The sequence below is a fragment of the Mycobacterium gordonae genome (assembly GCF_001417955.2).
In the GTDB taxonomy this organism is placed as follows: Bacteria; Actinomycetota; Actinomycetes; order Mycobacteriales; family Mycobacteriaceae; genus Mycobacterium; species Mycobacterium gordonae_B.
This window is the reverse complement of sequence record NZ_LKTM01000384.1, coordinates 1-24,055: the sequence shown is the minus strand read 5'-3', so window position 1 is coordinate 24,055 and position 24,055 is coordinate 1. Positions and strand designations below refer to the sequence as shown.

21 protein-coding genes are annotated in these 24,055 nt (G+C 67.5%); 7 read left to right on the top strand and 14 right to left on the bottom strand.

The features are described 5' to 3' along the window. The 5 genes from AO501_RS33485 to AO501_RS33465 form a co-directional block, all read right to left on the bottom strand. Window positions 1-423 (bottom strand): PE family protein (locus AO501_RS33485; RefSeq protein ID WP_156452926.1); only part of this gene is annotated, 423 nt, incomplete at its 3' end. A 310-nt stretch (window positions 424-733) separates the two neighbouring features. After that, window positions 734-2,203 carry an aldehyde dehydrogenase gene (locus AO501_RS33480; RefSeq protein ID WP_055581867.1) on the bottom strand — a complete coding sequence of 490 codons (1,470 nt, stop codon included), beginning with the start codon at window positions 2,201-2,203 and terminating at the stop codon, window positions 734-736. Between the two features lie 101 nt (window positions 2,204-2,304). Continuing rightward, complete coding sequence (locus AO501_RS33475) at window positions 2,305-3,084, bottom strand: class I SAM-dependent methyltransferase (protein ID WP_231752707.1); 780 nt, start codon at window positions 3,082-3,084, stop codon at window positions 2,305-2,307. A gap of 28 nt (window positions 3,085-3,112) precedes the next feature. Further along, window positions 3,113-3,610 (bottom strand): lipoprotein LpqH, encoded by a 498-nt coding sequence (locus AO501_RS33470; RefSeq protein ID WP_055581864.1) that lies wholly within the window; start codon window positions 3,608-3,610, stop codon window positions 3,113-3,115. 26 nt (window positions 3,611-3,636) lie between these two features. Next, on the bottom strand, window positions 3,637-3,960 hold the full coding sequence (locus tag AO501_RS33465; protein ID WP_231752706.1) for a WhiB family transcriptional regulator: 324 nt from the start codon (window positions 3,958-3,960) through the stop codon (window positions 3,637-3,639). 144 nt (window positions 3,961-4,104) lie between these two features. Between AO501_RS33465 and AO501_RS33460 the strand changes: the two genes are divergently transcribed. Continuing rightward, the gene (locus tag AO501_RS33460) at window positions 4,105-5,259 is read left to right on the top strand and encodes a glycosyltransferase family 4 protein (protein WP_055581863.1); all 1,155 of its coding nucleotides are present in this window, start codon (window positions 4,105-4,107) and stop codon (window positions 5,257-5,259) included. Window positions 5,260-5,267: 8 nt separating this feature from the next. On the opposite strand, the gene AO501_RS33455 is transcribed toward AO501_RS33460, so the two are convergent. The 3 genes from AO501_RS33455 to AO501_RS33445 all read right to left on the bottom strand — a co-directional run bounded on the left by AO501_RS33455 (window position 5,268) and on the right by AO501_RS33445 (window position 9,179). Continuing rightward, window positions 5,268-6,053 carry a YoaK family protein gene (locus AO501_RS33455; RefSeq protein ID WP_055581862.1) on the bottom strand — a complete coding sequence of 262 codons (786 nt, stop codon included), beginning with the start codon at window positions 6,051-6,053 and terminating at the stop codon, window positions 5,268-5,270. Between the two features lie 140 nt (window positions 6,054-6,193). Further along, window positions 6,194-7,897 (bottom strand): hypothetical protein, encoded by a 1,704-nt coding sequence (locus AO501_RS33450; RefSeq protein ID WP_156452927.1) that lies wholly within the window; start codon window positions 7,895-7,897, stop codon window positions 6,194-6,196. 22 nt (window positions 7,898-7,919) lie between these two features. Continuing rightward, on the bottom strand, window positions 7,920-9,179 hold the full coding sequence (locus AO501_RS33445) for a DUF3068 domain-containing protein (protein ID WP_197420010.1): 1,260 nt from the start codon (window positions 9,177-9,179) through the stop codon (window positions 7,920-7,922). A gap of 141 nt (window positions 9,180-9,320) precedes the next feature. Here AO501_RS33445 and AO501_RS33440 point away from each other — a divergent pair, with 141 nt between their 5' ends. After that, on the top strand, window positions 9,321-10,556 hold the full coding sequence (locus AO501_RS33440; protein WP_082659000.1) for an acyltransferase family protein: 1,236 nt from the start codon (window positions 9,321-9,323) through the stop codon (window positions 10,554-10,556). A gap of 5 nt (window positions 10,557-10,561) precedes the next feature. On the opposite strand, the gene AO501_RS33435 is transcribed toward AO501_RS33440, so the two are convergent. Genes AO501_RS33435 through AO501_RS33420 form a run of 4 tightly spaced genes read right to left on the bottom strand, consistent with a single transcriptional unit; the run spans window position 10,562 to window position 15,496 of the window. Continuing rightward, the gene (locus tag AO501_RS33435; RefSeq protein WP_055581858.1) at window positions 10,562-12,319 is read right to left on the bottom strand and encodes a DUF3488 domain-containing protein; all 1,758 of its coding nucleotides are present in this window, start codon (window positions 12,317-12,319) and stop codon (window positions 10,562-10,564) included. A 5-nt stretch (window positions 12,320-12,324) separates the two neighbouring features. Continuing rightward, complete coding sequence (locus AO501_RS33430; protein ID WP_055581857.1) at window positions 12,325-13,068, bottom strand: PP2C family protein-serine/threonine phosphatase; 744 nt, start codon at window positions 13,066-13,068, stop codon at window positions 12,325-12,327. Next, window positions 13,068-14,483, bottom strand: coding sequence for an AMP-binding protein (locus AO501_RS33425; RefSeq protein WP_231752705.1), 1,416 nt, complete (start codon window positions 14,481-14,483; stop codon window positions 13,068-13,070). The genes AO501_RS33430 and AO501_RS33425 overlap by 1 nt, the downstream gene beginning before the upstream one ends. Before the next feature lie 32 nt (window positions 14,484-14,515). Then, window positions 14,516-15,496: a phosphotriesterase gene (locus tag AO501_RS33420; protein WP_055581855.1), complete on the bottom strand. Its 981-nt coding sequence runs from the start codon at window positions 15,494-15,496 to the stop codon at window positions 14,516-14,518. A gap of 127 nt (window positions 15,497-15,623) precedes the next feature. Between AO501_RS33420 and AO501_RS33415 the strand changes: the two genes are divergently transcribed. From AO501_RS33415 to AO501_RS33405, 3 genes are all read left to right on the top strand, one after another. Next, window positions 15,624-17,330, top strand: coding sequence for an acyl-CoA dehydrogenase (locus AO501_RS33415; protein WP_055581854.1), 1,707 nt, complete (start codon window positions 15,624-15,626; stop codon window positions 17,328-17,330). 81 nt (window positions 17,331-17,411) lie between these two features. Beyond that, on the top strand, window positions 17,412-18,095 hold the full coding sequence (locus AO501_RS33410) for a TetR/AcrR family transcriptional regulator (protein WP_055581853.1): 684 nt from the start codon (window positions 17,412-17,414) through the stop codon (window positions 18,093-18,095). Beyond that, on the top strand, window positions 18,092-19,030 hold the full coding sequence (locus tag AO501_RS33405; protein WP_055581852.1) for a R2-like ligand-binding oxidase: 939 nt from the start codon (window positions 18,092-18,094) through the stop codon (window positions 19,028-19,030). The genes AO501_RS33410 and AO501_RS33405 overlap by 4 nt, the downstream gene beginning before the upstream one ends. Window positions 19,031-19,109: 79 nt before the next feature. On the opposite strand, the gene AO501_RS33400 is transcribed toward AO501_RS33405, so the two are convergent. Next, entirely contained in the window at window positions 19,110-20,486 is a 1,377-nt protein-coding gene (locus AO501_RS33400; protein ID WP_055581851.1) for an NADP-dependent succinic semialdehyde dehydrogenase, read from the bottom strand. A gap of 77 nt (window positions 20,487-20,563) precedes the next feature. Between AO501_RS33400 and AO501_RS33395 the strand changes: the two genes are divergently transcribed. Beyond that, complete coding sequence (locus tag AO501_RS33395) at window positions 20,564-22,207, top strand: acetolactate synthase large subunit (RefSeq protein WP_055581850.1); 1,644 nt, start codon at window positions 20,564-20,566, stop codon at window positions 22,205-22,207. Here the strand turns inward: AO501_RS33395 and AO501_RS33390 are convergent, their stop codons facing one another. Further along, window positions 22,208-22,660 (bottom strand): hypothetical protein, encoded by a 453-nt coding sequence (locus AO501_RS33390; RefSeq protein ID WP_055581849.1) that lies wholly within the window; start codon window positions 22,658-22,660, stop codon window positions 22,208-22,210. A 229-nt stretch (window positions 22,661-22,889) separates the two neighbouring features. On the opposite strand from AO501_RS33390, the gene AO501_RS33385 reads away from it, so the two are divergent. Beyond that, window positions 22,890-24,055, top strand: a 1,166-nt coding sequence (locus tag AO501_RS33385; RefSeq protein ID WP_055581848.1) for an HNH endonuclease signature motif containing protein, incomplete at its 3' end; no start/stop codon positions are given.

Below are 24,055 nucleotides of genomic sequence, written 5' to 3'. Positions count from 1 at the left end.
CCCAGGCGCTGCTCGGACGCCCGCCCCGCCTGGTGCTCCGGTGCCCGGTGCGCCGTTGGCGCCGTTACCGATCAGCGGGCGTCCGAGCAGCGCCTGGGTGGGCACATTCAATAGGTCCAGCGCGTTCTGCAACACCGATGCGGCGGTCGCTTCCGCGGTCGCGTAGGAAGCGCCGCCCGCGGTCAAGGCCGCGACAAACTCGGAATGAAAGGCCGCCGCTTGCGCATTGAGCGCCTGATACGCCTCACCGTGCGAGCTGAACAGCCCCGCGATGGCCGCCGACACTTCGTCCGCGCCGGCGCTCAACAACGCCGTCGTCGGGCCTGCCGCGCTGGCGCCGGCTGCGCCCAACGACGAACCCAGTCCCGCCAAATCGGTTGCAGCCGTGGCTATTAAATCCGGCACCGCGCTGACGAACGACATGACTGACCTCCCGCGACGGGAGGGTCGGCACCACGAACCGACCCGGATGCGCCCGCCCACAGCGGGGTCGGCAGGAGCGCAGCATAGCGCCCTTCGCCGTCTCATATTCTGGAATTCCGGACCGAAATGCTTACGGGTCAAAGTCTGACGATATGGTCAATTTACCTGCGGCCCAGGCATTCACATGATCTTCCGGTGATCCTCCGATGTTGCTCAAATGTGCACGCGAGCACGCCCCGCCCCCGGCCAGCAGACGCAAAATCGCCCCGAAACGGACGTTTCAGGGCGATTTTGCGTCTGCTCGGCAGAGTTACTCGACCGTGTAGCCCATCGGCATCAGCACGCTCTTCTGCTGAGTGAAGTGCTCGACTCCCTCGGGCCCGTTCTCCCGCCCGATGCCGGAGTTCTTGTAGCCGCCGAACGGGCAGCAGGGGTCGAATGCGTACCAGTTGATCGCGTACGTTCCGGTGCGGATCTTCTCCGAGATCTCAATTCCCTTGGGCACGTTGGTCGTCCACACGCTGCCGGCCAGCCCGTACACCGAGTCGTTGGCGATCTTGATCGCGTCCTCCTCGGTGTCATAGGCAATGATGCTCAGCACCGGCCCGAAGATCTCCTCCTGTGCGATCGTCATCTTGTTGTCGACGTCGGCGAACACGGTGGGCTGCACGAAGAATCCGTTGTCCAGGCCCTCGGGACGGCCGCCGCCGCACACCACCCGGGCGCCTTCCTCTTTGCCCTTGGCGATGTAGCTCTCGACCCGGGCGCGCTGCTTCTCCGAGATCAGCGAGCCGATCTGCGCGGCCGGGTCCGACGGCGGTCCGACCGGCAGTGCCTGCACGAAAGCGCTTACCGCATCTACGATTTCGTCGTAACGGGAGCGCGGCGCCAGGATTCGGGTCTGCCCGACGCAGGCCTGCCCGGTGTTCATGATCCCGGAGAACACCATCATCGGGACCGCCGAGGCCAGGTCGACGTCCTCGAGCACGATCGCCGCCGACTTGCCGCCCAACTCCAAGGTGCACGGCTTGAGCATCTCCGCGGCCCGCTTGCCGATCTCCTTGCCGACCGCCGAGCTGCCGGTGAAGGTGAACAGGTCGACGTCGGGGTTGGAGGTCAGCGCCTGCCCGGTCTCGATACCGCCGGGCACCACCGACAGCACCCCTTCGGGCAAGCCGGCGTCGGCGAACACCTCGGCCAAAGCGTTTGCGGTCAAGGGTGTTTCGGCCGCAGGCTTCAAAACCACCGTGCAGCCGGCCAGCAGCGCCGGGCCCAGCTTGTTGATCGCCAGGAACAGCGGCACGTTCCAGGCCACGATCGCGCCGACCACGCCGATCGGCTCCCGGTGAACGATGGTCTGGCCGTAGGAGCCGTTGCGGACCTCGCGCCACTTCACCTGGTCGACGGCCGGGCCGGAGAAGAAGCTCAGTGCTCCCATCGAGCCCATCCAGTGCATGGTCTCGATGGTCATCGGCGGCTGGCCGGTCTCATCGGCGAGCAGCTTGGCGAAGAGCTCCTTGCGCTCCTCGAGCAGTTGCTGCGCCTTGGCGATCACGGCCGCGCGTTCCTTGGGAGGAGTCGAGGGCCACGGACCGCTGTCGAACGCGGCGCGGGCCGCGGCCACCGCCGCGTCGACGTCCGCCGCTGTCGCCAGCGGGACCTTGCCGACATATTCACCGGTGGCCGGACAGTGCACCTCGATGACCTCTGAGGTCGCCGGCTCGGTCCACTTGCCGCCGATGAACAGCTTGTCGTACTCGGTCGTGTCGCTCTTCGTCATGGTCATTGGCCGCTCCTCCTCATCGCTCCGCCCCGCACCGTCGCGAGCAGGCTCATGGGCGCCACCCTACCCAAGGCGGCGCGAGATTAGAACATGTTCCATTATCGGGGCGAGAGGACCAGCACCAGATTGCTCACCGCGAACTCGCGCAGCACCGGTACCGAGGTCAGCCACCAGGCCCATCGCGGGTGGTACCGAGGGAAAGTCGCGACCGCGCACCCGGTGGCGCGGGCCCAGTCCAGACCGTCCGCGGCGGACACCGCGAACAACGACGATCCGTAGTTGTTCTTGGCCGGATGGCCGTGCCGGCGGGCATACATCGCTGCCGCCCGATAGCCGCCGAGGTAGTGCGTCAGGCCCATCTCGTGCCCGCCGAACGGGCCCAGCCAGACGGTGTAGGACAGCACCACGAGTCCACCCGGCTTGGTCACCCGCAGCATCTCGTTGCCCAGCTGCCACGGTCGCGGCACGTGCTCGGCCACGTTCGACGACAGGCAGATGTCGACGGAGTCGGCGGCGAACGGCAGTGCCATGCCCGATGCCCGCACCGCGACGCTCGAGCCGTCGCCGGCGACGGGTCCGGCCGCGTGCATTTCCGAAGGGTCGGGCTCGACTCCGATGTAGCGGACCCCGGCTTCGGTGAAGGCCGACGCGAAGTATCCGGGGCCGCCGCCGACGTCGAGCAGTGTGCGACCGGCCAGGGATCCGCCACGCAATCCCCGCCACAGATCGCCCACCATCACGGCGGTGTCGGCGGCCAGCGCCCCGTAGAACCGCCCCGGATCGGGCTGCTCGTAGCGGAACTCCGACAACAGCCGAACAGACCTGCGCAGGGTCGCCCGTCGCGCGAAGAGGTCGGTCGGCTGGACAGGACGGGCCACGCGGCACACCCTACGGGCGAGCCGCCGATCAAGGGCAGGTGAATTGGATTCGGAAGGGCTTCTTGACGTCGTCGTTGTGGGTGTCGAGGCCCCACGAGGTGCCACCGATGGTGTAGCGCTTGCCGTCCTTGCTCGCCGACGCCTCTCCCTTCTGCGGCGGGTCCATCACGAAAAGTGTGTAACCGACCAGGTTTTGCAGAATCACCATGCGCACCCTCGGTGATTCGCGGTTGACGGTCAGCGTGATCTTGACCGCGATGGGTTCTTTGCCGATCGAGATCATCGTCTCTCCGCCGTCGAGGGCGATGCAGGCGATCTGGCCGTCGACTCTGTGCTCCTGACCGTCGACGACCACTTTGGCGTCATTGGTCGCTGCGATGGCGCCGCCCGTATAGGTGACGGTGGGTCCCCTGACGGTGGGGGAGAAGCTGGTGTGATTGCACCCGGTCAGACTCGCGCTCAGCGCGACGGCGGCGACGAGAGCGGCCGCAACTGGGCCGGCGTGATGTCGGCTGGTCGATGGCATCAGAAAGGGCCTTTCGTTGCGTTCGCCTATCCGCTGCCGGCGGGAGCGCGGTGAGCATGGTGACGGGCGAGGAAGGCGCCCCAGGATCTGACGTCGGGATATTTTTTGAGCAATGACCGGCGCTGCCGCTCGGTCAGTCCGCCCCACACGCCGTACTCGAACTTGTTGTCGAGCGCGACGGTCGCACACTCCCATTTGACCGGGCAGTTCCGGCATATCAACGCAGCCTGGCGTTGCTGTGCTCCGTCGACGAACAGCAGTTCGGCGTCCGCGGTCCGGCACACGGCCCGCGTGCGCCAATCGAGATCGGGTGCGCCGGTGGGCTGAGAGGCCAGCGCGATTTCTGACACGATTTGCCCCTTTCTGAGCGTGCCGAGGTCAACGTCTGACTCATATGATACATGAACGCATCAGATGCTATAGCGACTCAAATTGCCAGGCGGCACCCACCGGCGGCTGATGGGTGCGCCACGCGCCCGTTAGGCTGGTCCTCGATGTCTGACCTGCGATCCGTCCTGCTGCTGTGCTGGCGCGATACCGGGCATCCGCAGGGCGGTGGCAGCGAGACCTACCTGCAGCGCATCGGAGCACAGCTGGCCGGCGCCGGCGTCGCCGTCACCCTGCGTACCGCCCGCTATCCGGGCTCCGCACGGCACGAGGTCGTCGACGGCGTCCGCATCAGCCGCGCCGGCGGGCCGTACACCGTCTACATCTGGGCGATGCTGGCCATGGCGCTGGCCAAACTCCGGATGGGCCCGCTGCGTCACGTCAAACCCGACGTCGTCGTCGACACGCAGAACGGACTACCGTTCCTGGCCCGGCTGATCTACGGCAGGCGGGCGGTGGTCCTGGTGCATCACTGCCACCGCCAGCAGTGGCCGGTCGCGGGCCCGGTGCTGTCCCGCGTCGGCTGGTTCGTCGAGTCGACGTTGTCCCCGCGGCTGCACCGAGGGAACCAATACGTCACGGTGTCACTGCCCTCCGCGCGGGACCTGGTGACGCTCGGGGTGGACGGCGAGCGCATTGCCGTGGTGCGCAACGGTCTCGATGAGGCACCGACGCAGACGATGTCCGGCCCGCGGTCGGCCGCGCCCCGCGTGGTGGTGTTGTCGCGGCTGGTGCCACACAAGCAGATCGAGGACGCGCTGGACGCGATCGCCGACCTGCGCTCCCGCATCCCCGGTCTGCACCTCGACGTCGTCGGCGGCGGATGGTGGCGCGAGCGGCTCGTCGAGCACGTGCAGCAGCGCGGCATCGCCGACGCCGTCACCTTCCACGGCCATGTCGACGACATCACCAAACACCATGTGCTGCAGAGTTCTTGGGTGCAGGTGCTGCCGTCGCGCAAGGAGGGGTGGGGCCTGGCGGTGGTCGAGGCGGGCCAGCACGGCGTGCCGACCATCGGGTACCGATCCTCCGGCGGTCTGTCCGACTCGATCATCGACGGCGTCACCGGAGTCCTGGTGGACGACCGCGCCGAGTTGGTCGACCGGCTCGAACAGCTGTTGTCCGACGAGGTGCTACGTGAGCAGCTGGGTGCGAAGGCGCAGGTGCGCAGTGCCGAATTCTCCTGGCGGCAGAGCGCCGAAGCGCTGCGCCTGGTCCTGGACGCGGTTCAGGCGGGACGGGACGTCAGCGGCGTCCTGTGAGCGGGCACCTACGCGGTCGCGGCAGCGGGTTCTTCGACGCGCCGCGCTGATGCCGAGATCAGCGACGGCATCGTGAATGTCCGGCCCCGCACCCAGCTCATCGCCGCGACGGTCGCGCAGAGCGCCGCAGGCACCAGCAGGGCATAACCCTCGAGCGAAGTGCCCATCAACAGGCCGGCGGCGCCGCCCCCCAGGAACAGGACCAGGGTCAGCGACAGGACCGCGGCCTTCCACTTCTCGATGCCCTGCCGGCGGGCGCGGCCGAGCATCAGCCCCAGATCGGTCACCGTGCCGGTGAAGTGGGTGGTACGGATCGCCATCCCGCGGAAGCTGGACGTCAGTCCGTTCTGCAGTCCGAGGGCCGCGGCGGCGAACATCGCCTGCACCGCGGTCTGCTCGACTCCGAGCGCCTCGATGCCAGCCCTGACCTGCGTTTCTTCCACGCCGAGCGCGGCGAGTATCAGCAAGGTCGCCTCGACGGTCAGCACCGTCGCATGCCGCGGGCCGGGTAGGTGGTGGCTATTGCCGAGAATGGCCCCGGCGGTGATGGCGCCGCCCCAGAATCCCATGAGGATCGCCGCCAGGATGTGGCCCTCGTAGAGCAACGGGTTGGCGGTGTTCATGCCGAGTTGGGTGGTCACCGCAGTGAGGTTGCCGACCGGAAAGGCCAGCAGCAACAGGGCTACCGCATTGACGAAGCCGGCGACGAACGCCAGGACGCCGCTGTAGCCGAGCAACACTCCCTGCGCTCGCTTGCCCGGCGATTCGGGTCGAGTGGTGCGGTCGAGTGGCATCAGATTCCTTCAGGGCATGGCGGTCGTCGTCACTACTTAAAGAAGGCTATATAGCGAAATCTGCTTCATCAATAAGTTTTCGTATGAATTTGGCCAGAAGGCAGACCGTCACAGGAGCTGAAACGCATTGTCGCCGTAACTCATTGGTGATCTGGACCACGCACTCTGGCGCGTCGTGCGGCTCTCGTTTGCAACGCCAACCCGGCACCGCCGGCCACCAGCAGTGCGAGCCACGCGAGATGCGCCAGCACCACAGCCTGACGGCCGGAGGCGGCGGCGCTGGTGCCGCCGATCCGGAACAGCGTGATGTCGACGTCCCGGTAGGCCGGTGTCAGACCGGCGACGAAGCGTGCGCTGGCACCCATGTCGCCGGGGCTGCCCGACTCGACCGCCAGCCATGCCACCCCCTCGTTCGAAAGGGCATCGGCCAGCCTCGAGGGCTCCTCTCCTGACAGCAGTAGCCGCTGCACGTCCCGGGCATGATCGCCCTCTCCCGGCACGGTGACTCCCGAGATCACCAGGTCGCCTGTGGTCAACACATCGGCACGGACCCAGCGGGGCAGCGGGTCGAGCACCGGAGCCGCCCCCGACCAGGCGAAGTGCCGCATGGTGCCGGCGGGTAACACCGCTACCGGGCCGGGCTCGGCGTTGATTCTGGCTGCCACCGCCGTCCACCCGGACGGATAGCGCACCGGCGCGACCCTGCCCCACACCCCCCAGGCCAGATCCGGCAACACCAACACCAGAGCCACGCAGCACGCCACCGCGGTGACCGCCGACGGCAACCATCGTCGCAGTGTCACCACCGCGCCCGCGGCCGCCACGGCGTAGCCAGGCATGGCCAGCGCCACCCACTTCTGTCCGTCGCGCAACACGCCCAGACCCGGCACGGCATCCACCGCGGTACGCAGGACGTGCAATCCGGGGACGGTCGCCAGCGCGGCCGGCACCACCACGGCCACCGCTGCCAGCGCCAGCAACGGGACCGCGGCCCTCAGTCGGACGACGCGGGGCAACCCCGCCGCCACCAGCCCCAGCAGCACGACAACCGCCGGCACCGCGAAAAGCGTTGTCCGCGAGGCGGGAACCGCCGCACCGTTCCAGATCCCGCCCAGCCCGGCCAGGCTGAACAGGGTGCCCAGACCGGGCTCGGCGCGGGGCGCGAAGGCGTCGACGCCGGCGCCGTTGCCCACGCTCAACGAGGAACCGACCAGCGACGCCGTCAGCCACGGCAGCGCGCCGACCACCGAGAAACCCAAGGACACCCCGGCACAGAGCCAACGGGGCCGTCCCGTCCCGGGAGCGGCCACACACACCAGCGCCACCGTCGCGGCGAGGATCAGCCCGGTCGGCGTCAGTCCAGCCAGCGCGATCCAGAAAGCCAGGCTGAAGAACCCACCCCCGGCGCGCAAGCCCAGCATGGCCGTCGCCACCCACGGCAGGCAGCCATAGCCGACGAGCAGGCTCCAGTGGCCCTGCAGAAGCCGCTCTGCGACATACGGATTCCAGATCGCCAGGGTGATCGCGACGAACTGGCCGCCAGCCCCGGCATCGGGCAGCACCGCCGCGACCAACCGCGCCGCACCCCAGCCGGCCAGCCACAAACCCAGGATCAGCAGCGCCTTGACCACCACGCCGCCGTCGAGCACGTGTGAGGCCAGCGCCACCGCGAAGTCCTGCGGCGTCGCGCGCGGCGCTGCGGTCAACCCGAGCGCGGTGTCGGACAGGTAGGACCGCGGGGTTGACACCGCGTCGCGCAGCAACAGATAGCCGGGCGCCAACAGTGGTCCCACCACCAGTAGTGCCAGTGCCAGGGCGTACGCCGACGGCGCCACCCGGGCCATTCTGGCCCGCATCGTCGCCGCGCTAAGTCCGTTCGGTCGGCGGCTCAGAGTCCGGCGGATCCTTGGGCGGATCCAACTCCGGCGGGCCCGGATCGTCCTCGTGCAGATCCGGTCGCTGGGTGGGAATCTTCTCGGTCTCCGCTTCCGCGCCCGGGGTCGGCGGTTCGAGACCGGCGCGGCGCAGGAAGTCCGTGTCGTCGCGGTCCAGGCTGGGGTCGGTCAGCGCACTCTCGGTGCGCAGGCTGAACGAGGCGAGCACCCCGCCGCCGATCAGGGCGATCAGACCGATCGCGGTGAAGGTGATCGGCAGCACCCGCGACCACAACGCCACCCGGTCGCGCTCGTCGCGCGCGGAGTTGACCTGCGACTCCACCGTCTCCTGGGTCGAGGTGAGCTTGTAGTCGACCAGCGTCACCTCGGGCTTGAGCCCGTCGCGGGCGTAATAGTGGTGGGCCTGCTCGGTTTCCTTGACGATCGTCCCGGACACCGGGTCGACCCAGAAGGTGCGCTTCGCGGTGTAGTAGCGGGTCATGGTGATCTGCTCGTTCGGCTCCCCGGGCACGCCCCACATCGACGCGCTCGTGGTGATCTTGCCGTCCTCGTTGCCGCCGTACAGCGACGGATAGGTAATCGGAGCCACCGGCTTGCCCTCGCTGTTGACGCCCACGTTCTGCGTGAACCGGTAGGTGCTCAGACCGTTGACGTCTTCCTGGCCGTCATAGTTGGCATCGAACGGCTTCTGGGCGATCGGGTCGAAATAGGGGTACGTCTTGCGCTCGGTGTTGAACGGGAAGCGGTAGGCCAGGCCCTCGTGGCGCAACGGCATCGCGGTCGGCGGGTTCTCGTCGCCGATGCCGCGCGGCTTCTGCACGTATCCGCCCGGGTGCGAGTCGTCGGACACCGCCATCGCGGTCTTGCGGTTGATGGTGACGGTGTCGACGATGGCCAGCATCAACCCGCTGTCCTTCTGCTTGTCGCTGCGCCGCACCGACGATCCGACCTGCAGGGTGACCACATCGGCATTGGCGGGCGCTTCGACACTGATCTGCTGCTGGGACACCAGAGGAACGTTCTGGTTGACGACGACCCGGTCGGTGGACAGCGAAGCCGCGTCGATGGCGGTTCCGTTGCCCTCGCTGATCAGCGTCGCGTCCAGATTGAGCGGGATCTTGGCGATCCTGCTGCTGGTATAGGTCGACAACAACAACGCGGCGATCAGCAGTGCGGCTCCGAGACCGATAGTTCCGCATGCGGCGATGCGCAACATGACTGCTCGGTTCACGTTGCTGTGACCTCCTTCTGGTCCATCAGTTCGTCCGGGGCACACCGGTCGCGACCCGCTTTGACCTGACCAAGCAGCGAGGCAAACCCGTTTGACCCTAACAGCAGAATGTCGTGCCCCGGTGGACGAACCTAGGCCCCAATGTACGGACGGGATGCGGGCCCAGGTGTACCCGCTGCCGCCGCGAACACGCACAGGCAGACTGGGACCGTGACTGAGGACCAGGAGGTAGGCGGCACCCGCAGCTTCCTGCCCGCGGTCGAGGGCATGCGTGCCTGCGCGGCCATCGGCGTGGTCGTCACCCACGTCGCCTTTCAGACGGGACACTCCAGCGGGGTCGACGGCCGGCTGTTCGGCCGGTTCGACCTGGCTGTCGCGGTGTTCTTCGCGTTGTCGGGCTTTCTGCTGTGGCGCGGACACGCGGCCGCGGCACGCGATCTCAAACCTCGCCCGCGCACCGGTCACTACCTGCGCTCGCGGGTGGTCCGCATCATGCCCGCCTACCTGGTGGCGGTGGTGGTGATCCTGACCCTGCTGCCAGACTCCAACCACGCCAGCCTGACGGTCTGGCTGGCCAACCTGACGCTCACCCAGATCTATGTGCCCCTGACCCTGACCGGTGGCCTCACCCAGATGTGGAGCCTGTCGGTCGAGGTGACCTTCTATCTGGCGCTGCCGATCCTGGCCTGGCTGGCCCGGCGGATTCCGGTCGGCGCGCGGCTGCCCGCGATCGCTGCGCTGGGCGCGCTCAGCTGGGCGTGGGGCTGGCTGCCGCTGGCAGTGCTCGGCGGCGGCCCCGGCGCCAACCCCCTGAACTGGCCGCCGGCCTATTTCTCCTGGTTCGCCGCGGGAATGGTGCTGGCCGAGTTGGTGCACAGCCGGTTCGGGTGGGTGCACCGGCTGGCCCGCCACCGCGTCGTGATGGCGGTGATCGCGGTGGCGGCCTACCTGGTGGCGGCGTCGCCGCTGGCCGGGCCGGCGGGTCTGGTGCCCAGCAGCGCCGCCCAATTCTCGGTGAAGACCGCGATGGGTTCGGTGGTGGCGTTCGCGCTGCTGGCGCCGCTGGTGCTGGACCGGCCCGACACCCCCCACCGGCTGCTGGGCAGCACGCTCATGGTCACGCTGGGCCGCTGGTCGTACGGCCTGTTCATCTGGCATCTCGCCGCACTGGACATGGTGTTCCCGGTGCTCGGCATCTTCGCCTTCAACGGCCACATGCCGACGGTGCTGGCGCTGACCCTGCTCTTCGGCATCGCGATAGCCGCGGTGAGCTACGCCCTGGTCGAGTCGCCCTGCCGGGAAGCGTTGCGGCGCTGGGAGAAACGAGAAAAGCACGCAGAGGACGCCGACACCGAAGCGGACGCTGTCGCGCCCTGACGCCGCTAGGGTGCCGGCGGTGCGACAACACCCCGGACGTCGACGTCCCGCCAGATCGCGATCTCACCGACATACTGCGGCGGGCGGCCGAACAGGTCGCGGAAGAACTCAATCAGCGCTTGATACTCCTGCGTCGGCCCGACGATGACATGGCGCACCTCCGCGCGCCGCAGATCGGCTTCGACCTCGGCACGGATGTCATCGCGGGCCACCAGCGGGGTGCCGCCCTGGATCGTCACCATGAGCGAGAACAGCCGCGTCGGCGGGGGGCCCGGCCTGGTCCCACCGTCCGGCTGTGGCATGTAGGCGTAGGCCTCGGGCATGCGTAGCCCGTAGTCGGTCTCGGCCGCCCACAGCATCGGTGCCGCCCGGCCCTGAGGATCGAGAAAATACGGCGCGACGAGCACGGTTTCGTCACGTCCGATGTGGTGGCTCGCCCACGTCCGGAAATAGGCCGGGGTGTAAAACGGCATCCGCCCCAGCGGAGCGGGGAGGATCACGGCCAGGGCCACGCCCACCGCGAGCAGCCACCGGGCCTTCGGACGCGGCGGCAGCCGGGTCGCGCGTGCGATGACGAGCGCGACGGTCACCGCGACCGCCAGCCAGACGTACAGCGTGAAGCGCCCGGGCAGCACGTGGTTCAGCAGTGGCAGCTTGCCGAAGGGCAGCCAGGGCAGCGGCACCGGCAACGCCTGCTTGCCGATGTGCAGCCACGGCCCCAGCGACAGCACGAGCAGCAGCCCGCCGGTACTGGTCGCGACGCGGATCCCCAGGTCGTGCCGACCGCGGACGGCCACGACGACGAGGATGACCAGCAGCGGCAGGCCGAGGTAGCCCGTCGCCTCGTGGTACAGGCCGCTGAACTCCCGAGACGCCTGCGTGGCGGCGTGCGGGGCGATCAGCTGGTAGGGCGTCGGCACGACGAGATTCAACAGGTCGGTCGAGAAGGTCTTGGGGTCCTGAACCTGCCTGGTGATGCGCTGCGGCCCGAAGAATTGGGTGAATAGGGGCCATGCGCAGAACAGCAGGAACACCGGCGCGGCGACCGCGAGCGCGATCGCCAGCCGGGCCGGCGACGCGCGCCACCGCCCCCGGCCGGCCACAGCCATCACGCAGATCAGCACTCCGGCCGCCACCACGCCGGTCGCCAACATCTCCGCGGCGATCAGGAGCTGGGCGCTGGCCAGCAATCCGAGCGCGACCCCCGCTTGCCACGGCGGTCGCCGGCGGGTGACCAGCAACTCGTCGACCACGATCAGGACCAGCGGCGGGACCCAGGCCGTCGCGAGATTGAGGTGCAGCGCCGCATGGGAGGCGACGTAAGGAGAGAAGGCGTAGACGGCGCCGCCGGCCACCGGGCCCGGGCCGTCGCCGGTCCAGCGCCGGATGGCCAGCCATGCGGTCCACCCGCTGAGCGCGACACCGAAGACCATCAGGACGTTGAAGCCGAAGATGGGCCCGCCGACCTTGGCCGGCAGCCAGCCGAGGAGCCCGAGCAGCGTCATCGGGGTGTTCCACATCAGGTTGACACCGGCGGGCGCGCCGATCTGCGTCGTGAAGAACGGATTGAGCCCGTGCGCGAGCGCGTGCGGCGCCCAGCCCAGGTACCAGATCGTCTGCTCCTGGTCGCAACAGCCGCCGGCCCAGCCCGATCTCGGGTCGCGCCAGGCGCCGATAGTCAGCACGACCGCCGCCAGCAGGTAGCAGACGAACACCGTGATGCCACCGCGGCGCCCGGTGATCCACCGCCGTGTGCCGCTCACCCCGACTACGAGTCGGAGACGTCGACCACCAGCGCGGTCACGTTGTCCGGAGCACCCTCGCCGCGGGCCGCCGCGATCAGCGCGGCACAGACTTCGCCGGGGTCGTCGTACTTGCCGAGGATCCTGGTCAGCGTCGGCTCCTTGACGATGCCGTGCAGACCGTCGGAGCACAGCAGGATCCGGTCGCCGTCGGCCAGGTCCTGTGCGCCGGAGTCGGCTTTGGCCGGCGGCTTCATTCCCATGTAGCGCGTGACGACGTTGCGTACCCGCAGATTCCCGGCGTCCTCGGCCTGGACCTGGTTCGCGTCCACCAGAGACTGCACCAGCGTGTGGTCGCGGGTGAGCTGGGTGAGCTGTCCGTCGCGCAGCAGATAGGCGCGGCTGTCGCCCAGATGGGCGACCAGCACCCGGGCGCCGACGATGACGACGGTGACCAGAGTGCTGTTGGCCCCCGCGTACCGGGCATCCCGCTGGGCCTTGGAATGCAGATCGTCGGAGAGTTCGGAGATCGCCCGGCCCAGGCGTTCCGCGGCATCCGCCGCCTCACGCTGATCCGGCGGCAGGTGGTGGGCGACGTAGCGGGGCAGGATGTCGACCATGGTCTGAGCCGCCAGCGCCCCGTCGCGGCTGCCGCCCACCCCGTCGGCCACCATGAACAGGCGCTGCTCGGCGTCCGCGCCCCAGCGGTCCTGGTTGTCGGATCGTTCGCATCCGACATCGCTCAGTGCCGAATACCGGGTGGCATCCATCACGGCCCCCCATCCTGCAATCGCGCGATGACGGTGTCGCGCACCGCCGTGCGACGCGCCTTTCCGGCGTCGTCGCGCAGTGGCGCGTCGACGAACTCAACGATACGGGGCACCTTGTAGGCCGCCAGTCGGTCGGCGACGAACCTGTGCACCGCCGCGGCGTCCAGGGCCGACCCGCCCGCCGTGTGCACCAGGGCATAGGGCACCTGGCCGAGGTCGGCGTCGGGAACTCCAACGACCAAGCAGGACAACACTTCCGGGTGCGCCGACAGCGCGTTCTCGATCTCCGCGGGGTAGACGTTGCGGCCACCGACGGTGAACATGTCGACGCGGCGGTCGGACAGGTACAAGAAGCCGTCGGCGTCGAAGTAGCCGAGATCGCCCAGCGAGTCCCAGCCGTCACGCGACTTCGCGGTGGAGCCGATGTAGCGGTACGTCGGCGCGCTGCCGGGGTTCGGGCGCATGTAGATCTCCCCGACCACGCCGGGCGGGCATTCGTTGCCGTCGTCGTCGAGCACCTTCATCTCCCCGCTCACCACCTGCCCGACCGAGCCCGGGTGGGTCAGCCACTGGTCGCCGGAAATGAAGGTCAACGCCTGTAACTCGGTGCCACCGTAGAGTTCCCAGACCTTCTCGGGCCCCAACAGGTCGATCCACGCCTGCTTGACGGCCGGCGGGCACGGCGCGGCCAGGTGCCACAACCGTCGCAGCGAGGACAGGTCGTAGGAACCGGCCCGGTACACCGGCAGCAAGCGCTGCATGATCGTCGGCACCGTCACCAGAAAGCTGACCCGGTGGCGCTCGATGGTCGCCAGGAATTCATGCGGGTCGAACCGGCTCATCAACACCAGGTGCTGGCGCATGATCAGCGCGATCAGGGCGGTGGTGAACCCGGTGTTGTGGGTCAGCGGCACCGGCACCAGGGTGGTGTCGCCCTCCTGCATGCCCAGTGGGTAGCCGATCGCCGGGGGTACCCGGCTGTCGCCGCCGGCCTCGATCAGCTTGGGCCGCCCGGTGCTGCCGCCCGACGCCATCGACTTCCAGCACGGTGACACCGCCTCGGGCAGCGCGGCATCCGAGGCTTCCGGGACGAAACCGGCTGGGACGCTTGGCGTTCCGGGATGATCCCGGCCTACCAGCAACGCCGAGCGACGCAGCCCCAGCAGGCCTTCGAACTCCGCCTCCGGCAGGCGCGGGGACAAGGGCTGTGGCACCGCCCCCAGCTTCCAGCACGCCACCGCCGCCTGAATCCACTCCACCGAGTTGGGCAGCACGATCGTCACGTAGTCGCCGAGCCCCACGCCGCGTTCGGCGTACGCGCGGGCCAGCCGGTTGGTCGAGCGGTCGAGTTCGGCTCGGGTGATGGTCTGTCCGTCGCAGCTGACGGCCGGCTCGTCCGGGGCGAGCGCGGCCACTTGCGAAATCTGCGTTCCGATCGACGGGACCGTCACTGATAAGCGCCCTGCCGATCGAAGATCTTGCGCGGGTTCTCCACGAGCATGGTGTGGATCTGCTCGTCGGTGACGCCGCGGTGCTTGAGTGCGGGGATGACGTCGTTGTGAATGTGCAGGTAGTGCCAGTTGGGCGCCATCTGCGGGACCAGCTGCTCGGGCAGCGCATCGAAGTAGCAGTTGGCGTCGTGCGAGAGCACCATCTTGTCGGCGTGCCCGCGCTCGCACATGGTCGCCACGATCTGCACGCGTTCTTCGAACGGCAGCAGCACGTCCAGCCCGAAGCGGTCCATCCCCAGGTAGGACCCGGCCGAGATCAGCTCTTCGAGGTAACCGACGTCGGTGCTGTCACCCGAGTGCCCGATGATCACCCGGGTCAGGTCCACGCCTTCCTCCTCGAAGATGCGCTGCTGCTCGAGCCCGCGCCGCAGCCCGGCGTGGGTATGGGTGGAGATCGGCACCCCGGTGCGCTTGTGGGCCTGGGCCACGGCACGCAGCACCCGCTCGACGCCCGGGGTGATGCCGGGTTCGTCGGTGGCGCATTTGAGGATGCCGGCCTTGATGCCGGTGTCGGCGATGCCCTGCTCGATATCGCGGACGAACATGTCGGTCATGATCTCCGGGCCGTCGAGCATGCCGCCCGGTCCTTCGTAGTGAAACCGGAACGGAATGTCGTTGTAGGTGTAAAGGCCGGTCGCCACAACGATATTCAGCTCTGTCTGGGCGGCCACCCGGGCGATGCGCGGGATGTAGCGGCCGAGTCCGATCACGGTCAGGTCGACGATGGTGTCCACGCCGCGGGACTTCAGCTCGTTGAGTCGGGCGACGGCGTCGGCCACCCGTTTCTCCTCGTCACCCCAGGCTTCGGGGTAGTTCAGCGCGATTTCGGTCGTCATGATGAACACGTGCTCGTGCATCAGCGTGACGCCGAGATCGGCGGTATCGATGGTTCCCCGGGCGGTATTTAGTTCTGACACGCCTCTGATGCTAGGGCGCTGCCGGGGCATTTTTAAGACCTAGCGATACCGTGGTTGTTCCGGCTGCCGCAGGTATTGCAGTACGGTCGACCCGTCCTGAATCCGAAATCGCTCTGGAGCCACCGTCATGCTGCTCAACCCGAACAAATTGCAACGCAAGTACCCGGATGCCCGGTCGGGGGAGATCATGCAGGCCACGGTGGACTTCTTCGAGAACCGGGGCAAGGCGAAGCTCAAGCACGACGCGCACGAGCGGGTCTGGTACACCGACTTTCTCAACCACATCGCGGAGAACCGGATCTTCGCCTCGCTGCTGACGCCCGCCGAGTACGGCGCGGACGACTGCCGCTGGGACACCTACCGCATCAGTGAGTTCGCCGAGATCATCGGCTTCTACGGACTGAGCTACTGGTACCCCTTCCAGGTCACCGCGCTGGGCCTGGGGCCGATCTGGATGAGCGACAACGAGGACGCCAAGCGCAAGGCCGCCGCCCAGCTGGAACAGGGCGAGGTGTTCGCCTTCGGGCTGTCCGAGAAGGCCCACGGCGCCGACGTCTATCAGACCGACATGGTCCTGACCCCAGCTGAGCACGGCTGGGTGGCCAACGGCGAGAAGTACTACATCGGCAACGCCAACGTCGCACGGATGACCTCCACCTTCGGCCGCATCGACGACGGTTCGGACAACCCGGAGTACGTCTTCTTCGCCGCGGACTCCCAGGACGACCGCTACGAATGCAAGAAGAACGTCGTCAACTCGCAGAACTACGTGGCGAACTACGCGCTGCACGACTACCCCGTCACCGAGGCCGACCTGCTGCACCGCGGCATGGGTGCCTTCCACGCCGCCCTGAACACGGTGAACGTCTGCAAGTACAACCTGGGCTGGGGCTCGGTCGGCATGTGTACCCACGCCTTCTACGAGGCGATCACGCACGCCGCCAACCGCCACCTCTACGGCACCGTGGTCACCGACTTCAGCCACGTGCGACGGCTGCTCACCGACTCCTACGCGCGCCTGGTCGCCATGCGGCTGGTGTGCACCCGCGCATCGGACTACATGCGCAGCGCATCCGCCGAGGACCGCCGCTACCTGCTGTACAGCCCGCTCACCAAGGCCAAGGTCACCAGCGAGGGTGAGCGGGTGATCACCGCGTTGTTCGACGTCATCGCGGCCAAGGGCGTGGAGAAGGACATGTTCTTCGAAACCGTCGCCCAGGAGATCGGCATGCTGCCCCGGCTGGAGGGCACCGTCCACATCAACATCGGGCTGCTGGCCAAGTTCATGCCCAACTTCCTATTCGCCCCCGACGCGGCGCTGCCGCTGATCGGTCGCCGCGATGACGACGCCGACGACTCCTTCCTGTTCAACCAGGGCCCCACCGGCGGCCTGGGCAAGGTGCGGTTCCACGACTGGCGGACACCGTTCGACAGCTACGGGCACCTGCCGAACGTCGCGCTGCTGCGTCAGCAGGTCGACGTGTTGGCCGAGATGCTGGCCGGCGCCACCCCGGATGCCGCGCAGCAGAAGGACATCGACTTCGCTTTCGGCGTCGGCCAGATCTTCGCCCTGGTGCCCTACGCACAGCTGATTCTCGAGGAGGCCCCGCTGTCCGGCGTCGACGAGGCGCTGCTCGACGAAATCTTCGGGCTGCTGGTCCGCGACTTCAACACCTACGCCGTCGAACTGCACGACAAGGCCGCCACCACCGAGGAGCAGGCCAAGTTCGCGCTGCGGATGATCCGCCGCCCCGCCAACGACCCGGCGCGCTACGACACGGTGTGGAAGGAATTCGTGCTGCCCCTGAACGGGGCATACGAGATGCGGCCTTAAAGGCAGCCCGCCTGGCACCCTTGACTGTGAACTGCCTCACAGTAAAATGACCAGTGGTCATTTCAGGGTGAGGGGAGGCCCATGCCGACGGTTACCTGGGCACGTGTCGATCCGGCCCGCCGCGCCGCGGTCATCGAAGCCGCGGAGGCCGAGTTCGGGGCCCACGGGTTCTCAAACGGCAGCCTCAACGTCATCGCCCGGCGCGCCGGCGTCGCCAAGGGCAGTCTGTTCCAGTACTTCGCCGACAAGCGCGACCTCTACGCGTACATCGCCGACGTCGCCAGCCAGCGGGTGCGGGCCTACGTGGAAACGACCATCCGCGACATCGACCCCGGCCGGCCGTTCTTCGACTTCCTCACCGACCTGCTCGACGCCTGGGTCGCCTACTACGCCGAACATCCCCGGGAACGCGCGCTGCATGCCGCGGCCACCCTGGAGGTCGACACCGACGCCCGCATCAGCGTGCGCAACGTCGTCCACCGTCACTACTTAGAGGTGCTCCGGCCGCTGGTGACCGAGGCGCACCGGCGGGGCGATCTGCGTGAGGATTCGGACACCGATGCGTTGTTGTCGCTGCTGCTGATGATCTTCCCGCACCTGGCGCTCGCGCCGTACATGCGCGGTCTCGACCCGATCCTCGGTCTCGACGAACCGACTCCGGAGCAGCCTGCGCTCGCGGTGCGCCGGCTCGTTGCGGTGCTCTCGGACGCGTTCTGCGCGTCGCGCCCCGCCGTCAGCCCAGCCCGATCAAAGGAGATCACATGACGCGCACCCACACCGGCTCAATGGTGGCCGGCGGTCTCAATTGGGAGAGCCTGCCGCTGAAGCTGTTCGCCGGCGGCAACGCGAAGTTCTGGAACCCCGCCGACATCGACTTCTCCAAGGACCGGCAGGACTGGGAAAAGCTGTCGGATGCCGAGCGGGACTATGCCATTCGGCTGTGCGCCCAGTTCATCGCCGGCGAGGAAGCGGTGACCGAGGACATCCAGCCCTTCATGGCCGCGATGCGCGCCGAGGGCCGGTTGGGTGACGAGATGTACCTGACGCAGTTCGCGTTCGAGGAGGCCAAGCACGTCCAGGTGTTCCGGCTCTGGCTGGACGCGGTGGGCGTCAAGGATGACCTGCACGGCTACCTCGACCCGCTGCCCACCTATCGCGACATCTTCTATGAAGAACTGCCGGATTGCCTCAACGCGCTGACCGGCGACCCCTCACCGGCCGCGCAGGTGCGGGCATCGGTGACCTACAACCACATCGTCGAGGGCATGCTGGCGCTCACCGGCTACTACGCCTGGAACAAGATCTGCGTCGAACGCAACATCCTGCCCGGCATGCAGGAGTTGGTGCGCCGCATCGGCGACGACGAGCGGCGCCACATGGCCTGGGGCACATTCACCTGCCGCCGCCACGTCGCGGCCGACGACGCCAACTGGTCCGTCTTCGAGAACCGCATGAACGAACTCATCCCGATGGCGTTGCGACTCACCGAAGAAGGGTTCGAACTGTACGGCGAGCATCCGCCGTTCGGCCTGCAGCCGGGTGAGATGCTGCAGTACTCCACCGACAAGGGCATGCGACGGTTCGGCACGATCAGCAGCGCCCGCGGTCGCCCGGTCGGCGAGATCGACCTGGACTACTCGCCGGTGCAGCTCGAGGACGACTTCGCCGACGAAGACGAGCGCGCGCTGGCGGCCGTCTAAGTCAGTTGGGCGAGCAGACGCGAAATCGCCCAAAACAACGGCGTTTTGGGCGATTTCGCGTCTGCTCGGCGGGGGAGCGCTACCCCACCCAGACCGTCTTGGCGTTGCAGAACTCGCGGATCCCCAGACCTGCCAGTTCGCGTCCGTAGCCGGACCGCTTGACCCCGCCGAACGGCAACTCCGGATAGGACACCGTCATGCCGTTGATGAAGACCGCGCCCGCCACGATGTCGTCGATGAAGCGCTGCTGCTCGTCCTCGTCTTCGGTCCAGGCGTTCGAGCCCAGCCCGAAGGTGGTGGCGTTGGCGATCTCGATCGCCTCCTCGATATCGGCGGTCCGGTACACCGACGCGACGGGGCCGAAGACCTCCTCGGTGTAGAGCGCCATGTCCTTGGTGATGTCGCTGATCACCGTCGGCGGGTAGAACCAGCCCGGCCGGTCGGGAGTCTCGCCGCCGCATCGGATCTTGGCGCCCGCCGCCGCGGCGTCCTTCACCTGCTGGGCGATCTCGTCGCGACCCGACTCGGTGGCCAGCGGTCCGACGTCCGTGTCGGGGTCGGTCGGGTCACCGACTTTGAGCGCTTCAAACCGCTCGACGAACTTTTCGAGGAACTCGTCATAGATATCGGCGTGGACGATGAAGCGTTTGGCGGCGATGCAGGACTGCCCGTTGTTCTGCACCCGGCCGGTGACCGCCGTCTTCACCGCGGCGTCCAGATCCGCCGAGGGCATCACGATGAACGGGTCGCTGCCGCCGAGTTCCAGTACGGTCGGCTTGATCTCGTCCCCGGCGATGGCGCCTACCGATTGCCCGGCCGGCTCACTGCCCGTGAGGGTCGCGGCGGCCACGCGGGGATCGCGCAGGATCTTCTCGACGGCGCCGGAGGCGACGAGCAGGGTCTGAAAGCACCCGTCGGGGAACCCGCCGCGCCCGATGACGTCAGCCAGGTACAGCGCGCACTGCGGGACGTTCGAGGCGTGCTTGAGTAGCCCGACGTTGCCGGCCATCAGCGCGGGTGCCGCGAACCGCACGGCCTGCCACAGCGGGAAGTTCCACGGCATCACCGCCAGCACGACGCCGAGCGGCTGGTAGCGCGTGAATGCCCGGGAGGCATTGACCTTGCCGGCGTCGGCCGGCTCGTCGGCCAGTAGTGCTTCGGCGTTCTCGGCGTAATAACGAAAACCTTTGGCGCATTTCAGTACTTCGGCTTTAGCGCTGGCCAGCGTCTTGCCCATCTCCAGGGTCATGATGGCCGCGGTGTCGTCGGCCTCGGCCTCCAGCAGGTCGGCGGTGGCGTTTGCCCACTCGGCACGCTGGGCATAGGTGGTGTTGCGGCGGTAGTCCTGGAAGCGTGCGTACGCGCGCGCTATCGCCTGCTCGACTTCGTCGTCGGTTGCGGGGGTGAAGGTTTTGACTGTCTCGCCGGTGGCCGGGTTGATGGTGGCGATGGGCACGTCGGCCCTCCTGTCAGGGTTGTCGTGAACCGTCCGACAACTAGCCTGCCACTATCGAGGAAACAGAGAGGTGGCGGATGTCCACAGCGGCTGAGTTGATCGTCAGGTGCCTGGAGAACGAGGGCGTTTCGGTCGTCTTCGGGATACCCGGAGAGGAGAACATCCGGTTCATCAGGGCGCTGGCCGCCTCCGACATCCGCTACGTGCTGACCCGGCACGAACAGGGCGCGGCCTTCATGGCCGAGATGTACGGCCGGGTCACCGGACGCGCCGCCGTGGTGTCGGCGACGTTGGGTCCGGGAGCCATCAACATGCAGCTGGGGGTGGCCGACGCAACCACCAACAGCACCCCGATGGTCGCCATCTCGGCGCAGGTCGGCCAGGACCGCGAATACAAGGAATCCCATCAGTACGTCGACCTGGTGTCGATGTTCGCTCCCATCACCCGCTGGTCGGCCGGCATCCCCACCGCCCATGCCATACCGGAGATGGTTCGCAAGGCGTTCAAGGTCGCCGAGACCGAACGACCGGCGGCTGTGTATCTGGCCGTTCCCGAGCACCTGGACGCAGATGACGCCGACTACGAGTTGGGTCCGTTGCCGCGCAATGTGGTGCGGGCCGACGCCCCGGCGGCCCGGCAGGTCGCGCGTGCGGTCGATATTCTGCGCGCGGCGCAGCGGCCGGTGGTGCTCGCCGGGCACGGCGCGGCTCGCAGCGATGCGACCAAGGCGCTGATCCGGTTCTCCGAGGCGCTCGGCATCAAGGTGGCCAACAGCTTTCACGGCAAGGGCGTGATGCCCGACGATCACCCGAACGGCATCGGGACGCTCGGGTTCATGCGCCACGACTACGTCAACTTCGGCTTCGACAACGCCGATGTCGTGATCGCGGTCGGCTACGAGTTGCAGGAATTCGATCCGGTCCGCATCAACCCCCAAGCCGACAAGAAGATCATTCATATCCACCGCTTTCCGGCCGAGGTCGACGCGCACTATTCGGTCGACGTCGGCATCATCGGCGATATCAGCGACTCGCTGAACGAACTCACCGAAGCGATGCAAGGACGCCGATTCGACGACGTCGAGGTGCCCGGTTCGGGATTGTTGGATGAAGAATTCGCTCGGGGACAACAGGATTCACGATTCCCGCTGGCACCCCAGCGGGTGGTCGCCGATACCCGGGAGGCGCTGGGGCGCAGCGATGTGGTGCTTGTCGACACCGGCGCCACCAAGATGTGGATGGCGCGGCTCTACCCGACCTATGAGCGCAACACCTGTCTGATCTCAAACGGCCTGTCCACCATGGGTTTTGCGCTGCCCGGAGCGTTGGGCGTCAAGCTGGCGCAGCCGGAGTCGAAAGTCCTGGCGGTGGTGGGCGACGGGGCTTTTCTGATGAACTCGCAGGAGATCGAGACCGCGGTGCGGGAGAAGATCCCGCTGGTGGTGCTGATCTGGGAGGACGGCGGGTATGGCTTGATCGAGTGGAAAATGGATCTCGAACTCGGCGAGCACCATTACGTATCGTTCGGCAACCCCGATGTGGTCAAGTACGCGGAAAGCTTCGGCGCCAAGGGATATCGGATCAGCAGCGCCGAGGAACTGTTGCCGACCTTGCGGGCGGCGCTGGACGACGACGGGGTGTCGCTGATTGCCTGCCCGGTTGACTACTCGGAGAATCTTCGGCTCACCGACCGGCTGGGGGAGTTGGACGAGACGCTGTAGTCATCGGTCGATTCTGGTCAGGGTGAAGCTGTCGCGACGGTCGGCGAGGCCACAGGGAGCCGCCTCGTTGAAGAAGTCCACTTCGCCGGTCAGCGTCACCGGGTCCCACCATTGCGTGACGGTGACCGGGTGCTCGCTGGCGGGGATCCAGCGCCCGAAGTCACCGGCGGTATGACCCGGGCAGGTTATGCCCCCGGGGATGGTCCGGGTGTTGGTGTAGCGGCCGTCGATCAGTGCGGCATCGAAACCGCGCCCGGAAGTGGTGGTGACGTGAGCGACGCAGTCCGGAGTGCAAGTGGTTCTGATGGTCCACATTCCGGTGTCGCCGTCCTCGTCTGCGTAGAGATAGACACCGGTCGTCGTCGGGGCCTCGGCTCGGGCCGGCGGTGGTGTGACGCTGATTCCCAGGACGGTGGCGAACGCGGCGGCGGCCGCGATTGTCATGGCGTTCATGCCTTGGCCTTTCGATGTCGGCCCCCCTGATACGAAGTGTAGATAGCGAAATGTATTTCGTTAATTGTTTGCCGGTATGACTTTGATATGAGGAGAACCGGCCCTTGTCACAGCAGTAACGCGAGCTTGGTGGCACCAGGTCCTGGAAAGTGATATCGCCTTTGATATCAACACCTTTCGGCCTTCGCGGCGATCCGGACTTGTCGGTGGCCCTCCATAGAATTGGGGTATGACATCGAGTACGCGTGAGGAGATCGTGGAGGTCTTCGACGCACTCGACGCTGCGGTTGATCGCCTGTGTGACTTGACGTTCGATGCGTTGACCACCCCGGAGTTCCTGCGCGGCATGGAGCGCCTGGAAAAGGTGCACCGCCGGATGCGCACACCCCAGCACGCCCTGATCAACCACCTCAAAACCCAGGCCACCGAGGACGAACTCGGCGGCAAACTCCCCGCAGCGTTGGCCGAGCGCCTGCGGATCACCAAAGCCGACGCCAACCGGCGCATCGCCGAAGCCGACGACCTCGGCGAACGACGGGCGTTGACAGGCGAACCATTAGGGCCACTGTTGGGCGCGACCGCCGCCGCCCAACGCGAAGGTCTGATCGGTGACGCGCACATCAAAGTGATCCGCGACTTCATCGCCCACCTGCCCAGCACGGTGGATGTAGGGACCTGGGAGGCCGCCGAAAAGGACCTGGCCGGCAAGGCCTGTGACTTTCGCCCCGACCAGGTCGCCACATACGCCCACGAACTCATGGCCCTGCTGCACCCCGACGGCGACTACACCGACGACGAACGCGCCCGCACACGCGGCCTGACCCTGGGCCCCCAGCAATACGACGGCATGTCCCGGCTCAGCGGCCTGATCACCCCCGAACTACGGGCACTACTCGAAGCCGCCTGGGCCAAACTCGCCGCCCCCGGCGCCGGCATCCCCGACGGAGACACCGACACCCGCAGCCAACTCCAACGCAACCACGACGCCATCATCACCGCCATCCGCGAACTGTTCGCCACCGGCGAGCTGGGCACCCACAACGGCCTACCCGTCAGCATCATCGTCACCACCAGTTTGAAGGACCTCGAGGCCGGGGCCGGGCGGGCCCGCACCGGCGGCGGCACCCGCATCCCGCTGCCCACCCTGATCGGCTGGGCCGCCACCGCGCACCACTATCTCGCGGTCTTCGACGGCGCCAAACCCCTGGCGCTGTTCCACGCCAAGCGGTTTGCCAACCTCGCCCAGCGACTGATGCTGCTGGCCAAAGACGGCGGCTGCACCCGCCCGGGCTGCGACGTCCCCGGCTACCACGCCCAGGTGCACCATGCCAGCGGCTGGACAAACACCTATGTCACCGACATCCACGACCTCACCCTGGCCTGCGGCATTGATAA

Bases quoted from the DNA above. Each gene is read 5' to 3' on its own strand.
- AO501_RS33480 (WP_055581867.1), bottom strand. From the start codon at position 2,203: ATGACGAAGAGCGACACGACCGAGTACGACAAGCTGTTCATCGGCGGC.
- AO501_RS33470 (WP_055581864.1), bottom strand. From the start codon at position 3,610: ATGCCATCGACCAGCCGACATCACGCCGGCCCAGTTGCGGCCGCTCTC.
- AO501_RS33460 (WP_055581863.1), top strand. From the start codon at position 4,105: ATGTCTGACCTGCGATCCGTCCTGCTGCTGTGCTGGCGCGATACCGGG.
- AO501_RS33455 (WP_055581862.1), bottom strand. From the start codon at position 6,053: ATGCCACTCGACCGCACCACTCGACCCGAATCGCCGGGCAAGCGAGCG.
- AO501_RS33450 (WP_156452927.1), bottom strand. From the start codon at position 7,897: ATGGCCCGGGTGGCGCCGTCGGCGTACGCCCTGGCACTGGCACTACTG.
- AO501_RS33440 (WP_082659000.1), top strand. From the start codon at position 9,321: ATGTACGGACGGGATGCGGGCCCAGGTGTACCCGCTGCCGCCGCGAAC.
- AO501_RS33430 (WP_055581857.1), bottom strand. From the start codon at position 13,068: ATGGATGCCACCCGGTATTCGGCACTGAGCGATGTCGGATGCGAACGA.
- AO501_RS33415 (WP_055581854.1), top strand. From the start codon at position 15,624: ATGCTGCTCAACCCGAACAAATTGCAACGCAAGTACCCGGATGCCCGG.
- AO501_RS33410 (WP_055581853.1), top strand. From the start codon at position 17,412: ATGCCGACGGTTACCTGGGCACGTGTCGATCCGGCCCGCCGCGCCGCG.
- AO501_RS33405 (WP_055581852.1), top strand. From the start codon at position 18,092: ATGACGCGCACCCACACCGGCTCAATGGTGGCCGGCGGTCTCAATTGG.
- AO501_RS33395 (WP_055581850.1), top strand. From the start codon at position 20,564: ATGTCCACAGCGGCTGAGTTGATCGTCAGGTGCCTGGAGAACGAGGGC.
- AO501_RS33390 (WP_055581849.1), bottom strand. From the start codon at position 22,660: ATGAACGCCATGACAATCGCGGCCGCCGCCGCGTTCGCCACCGTCCTG.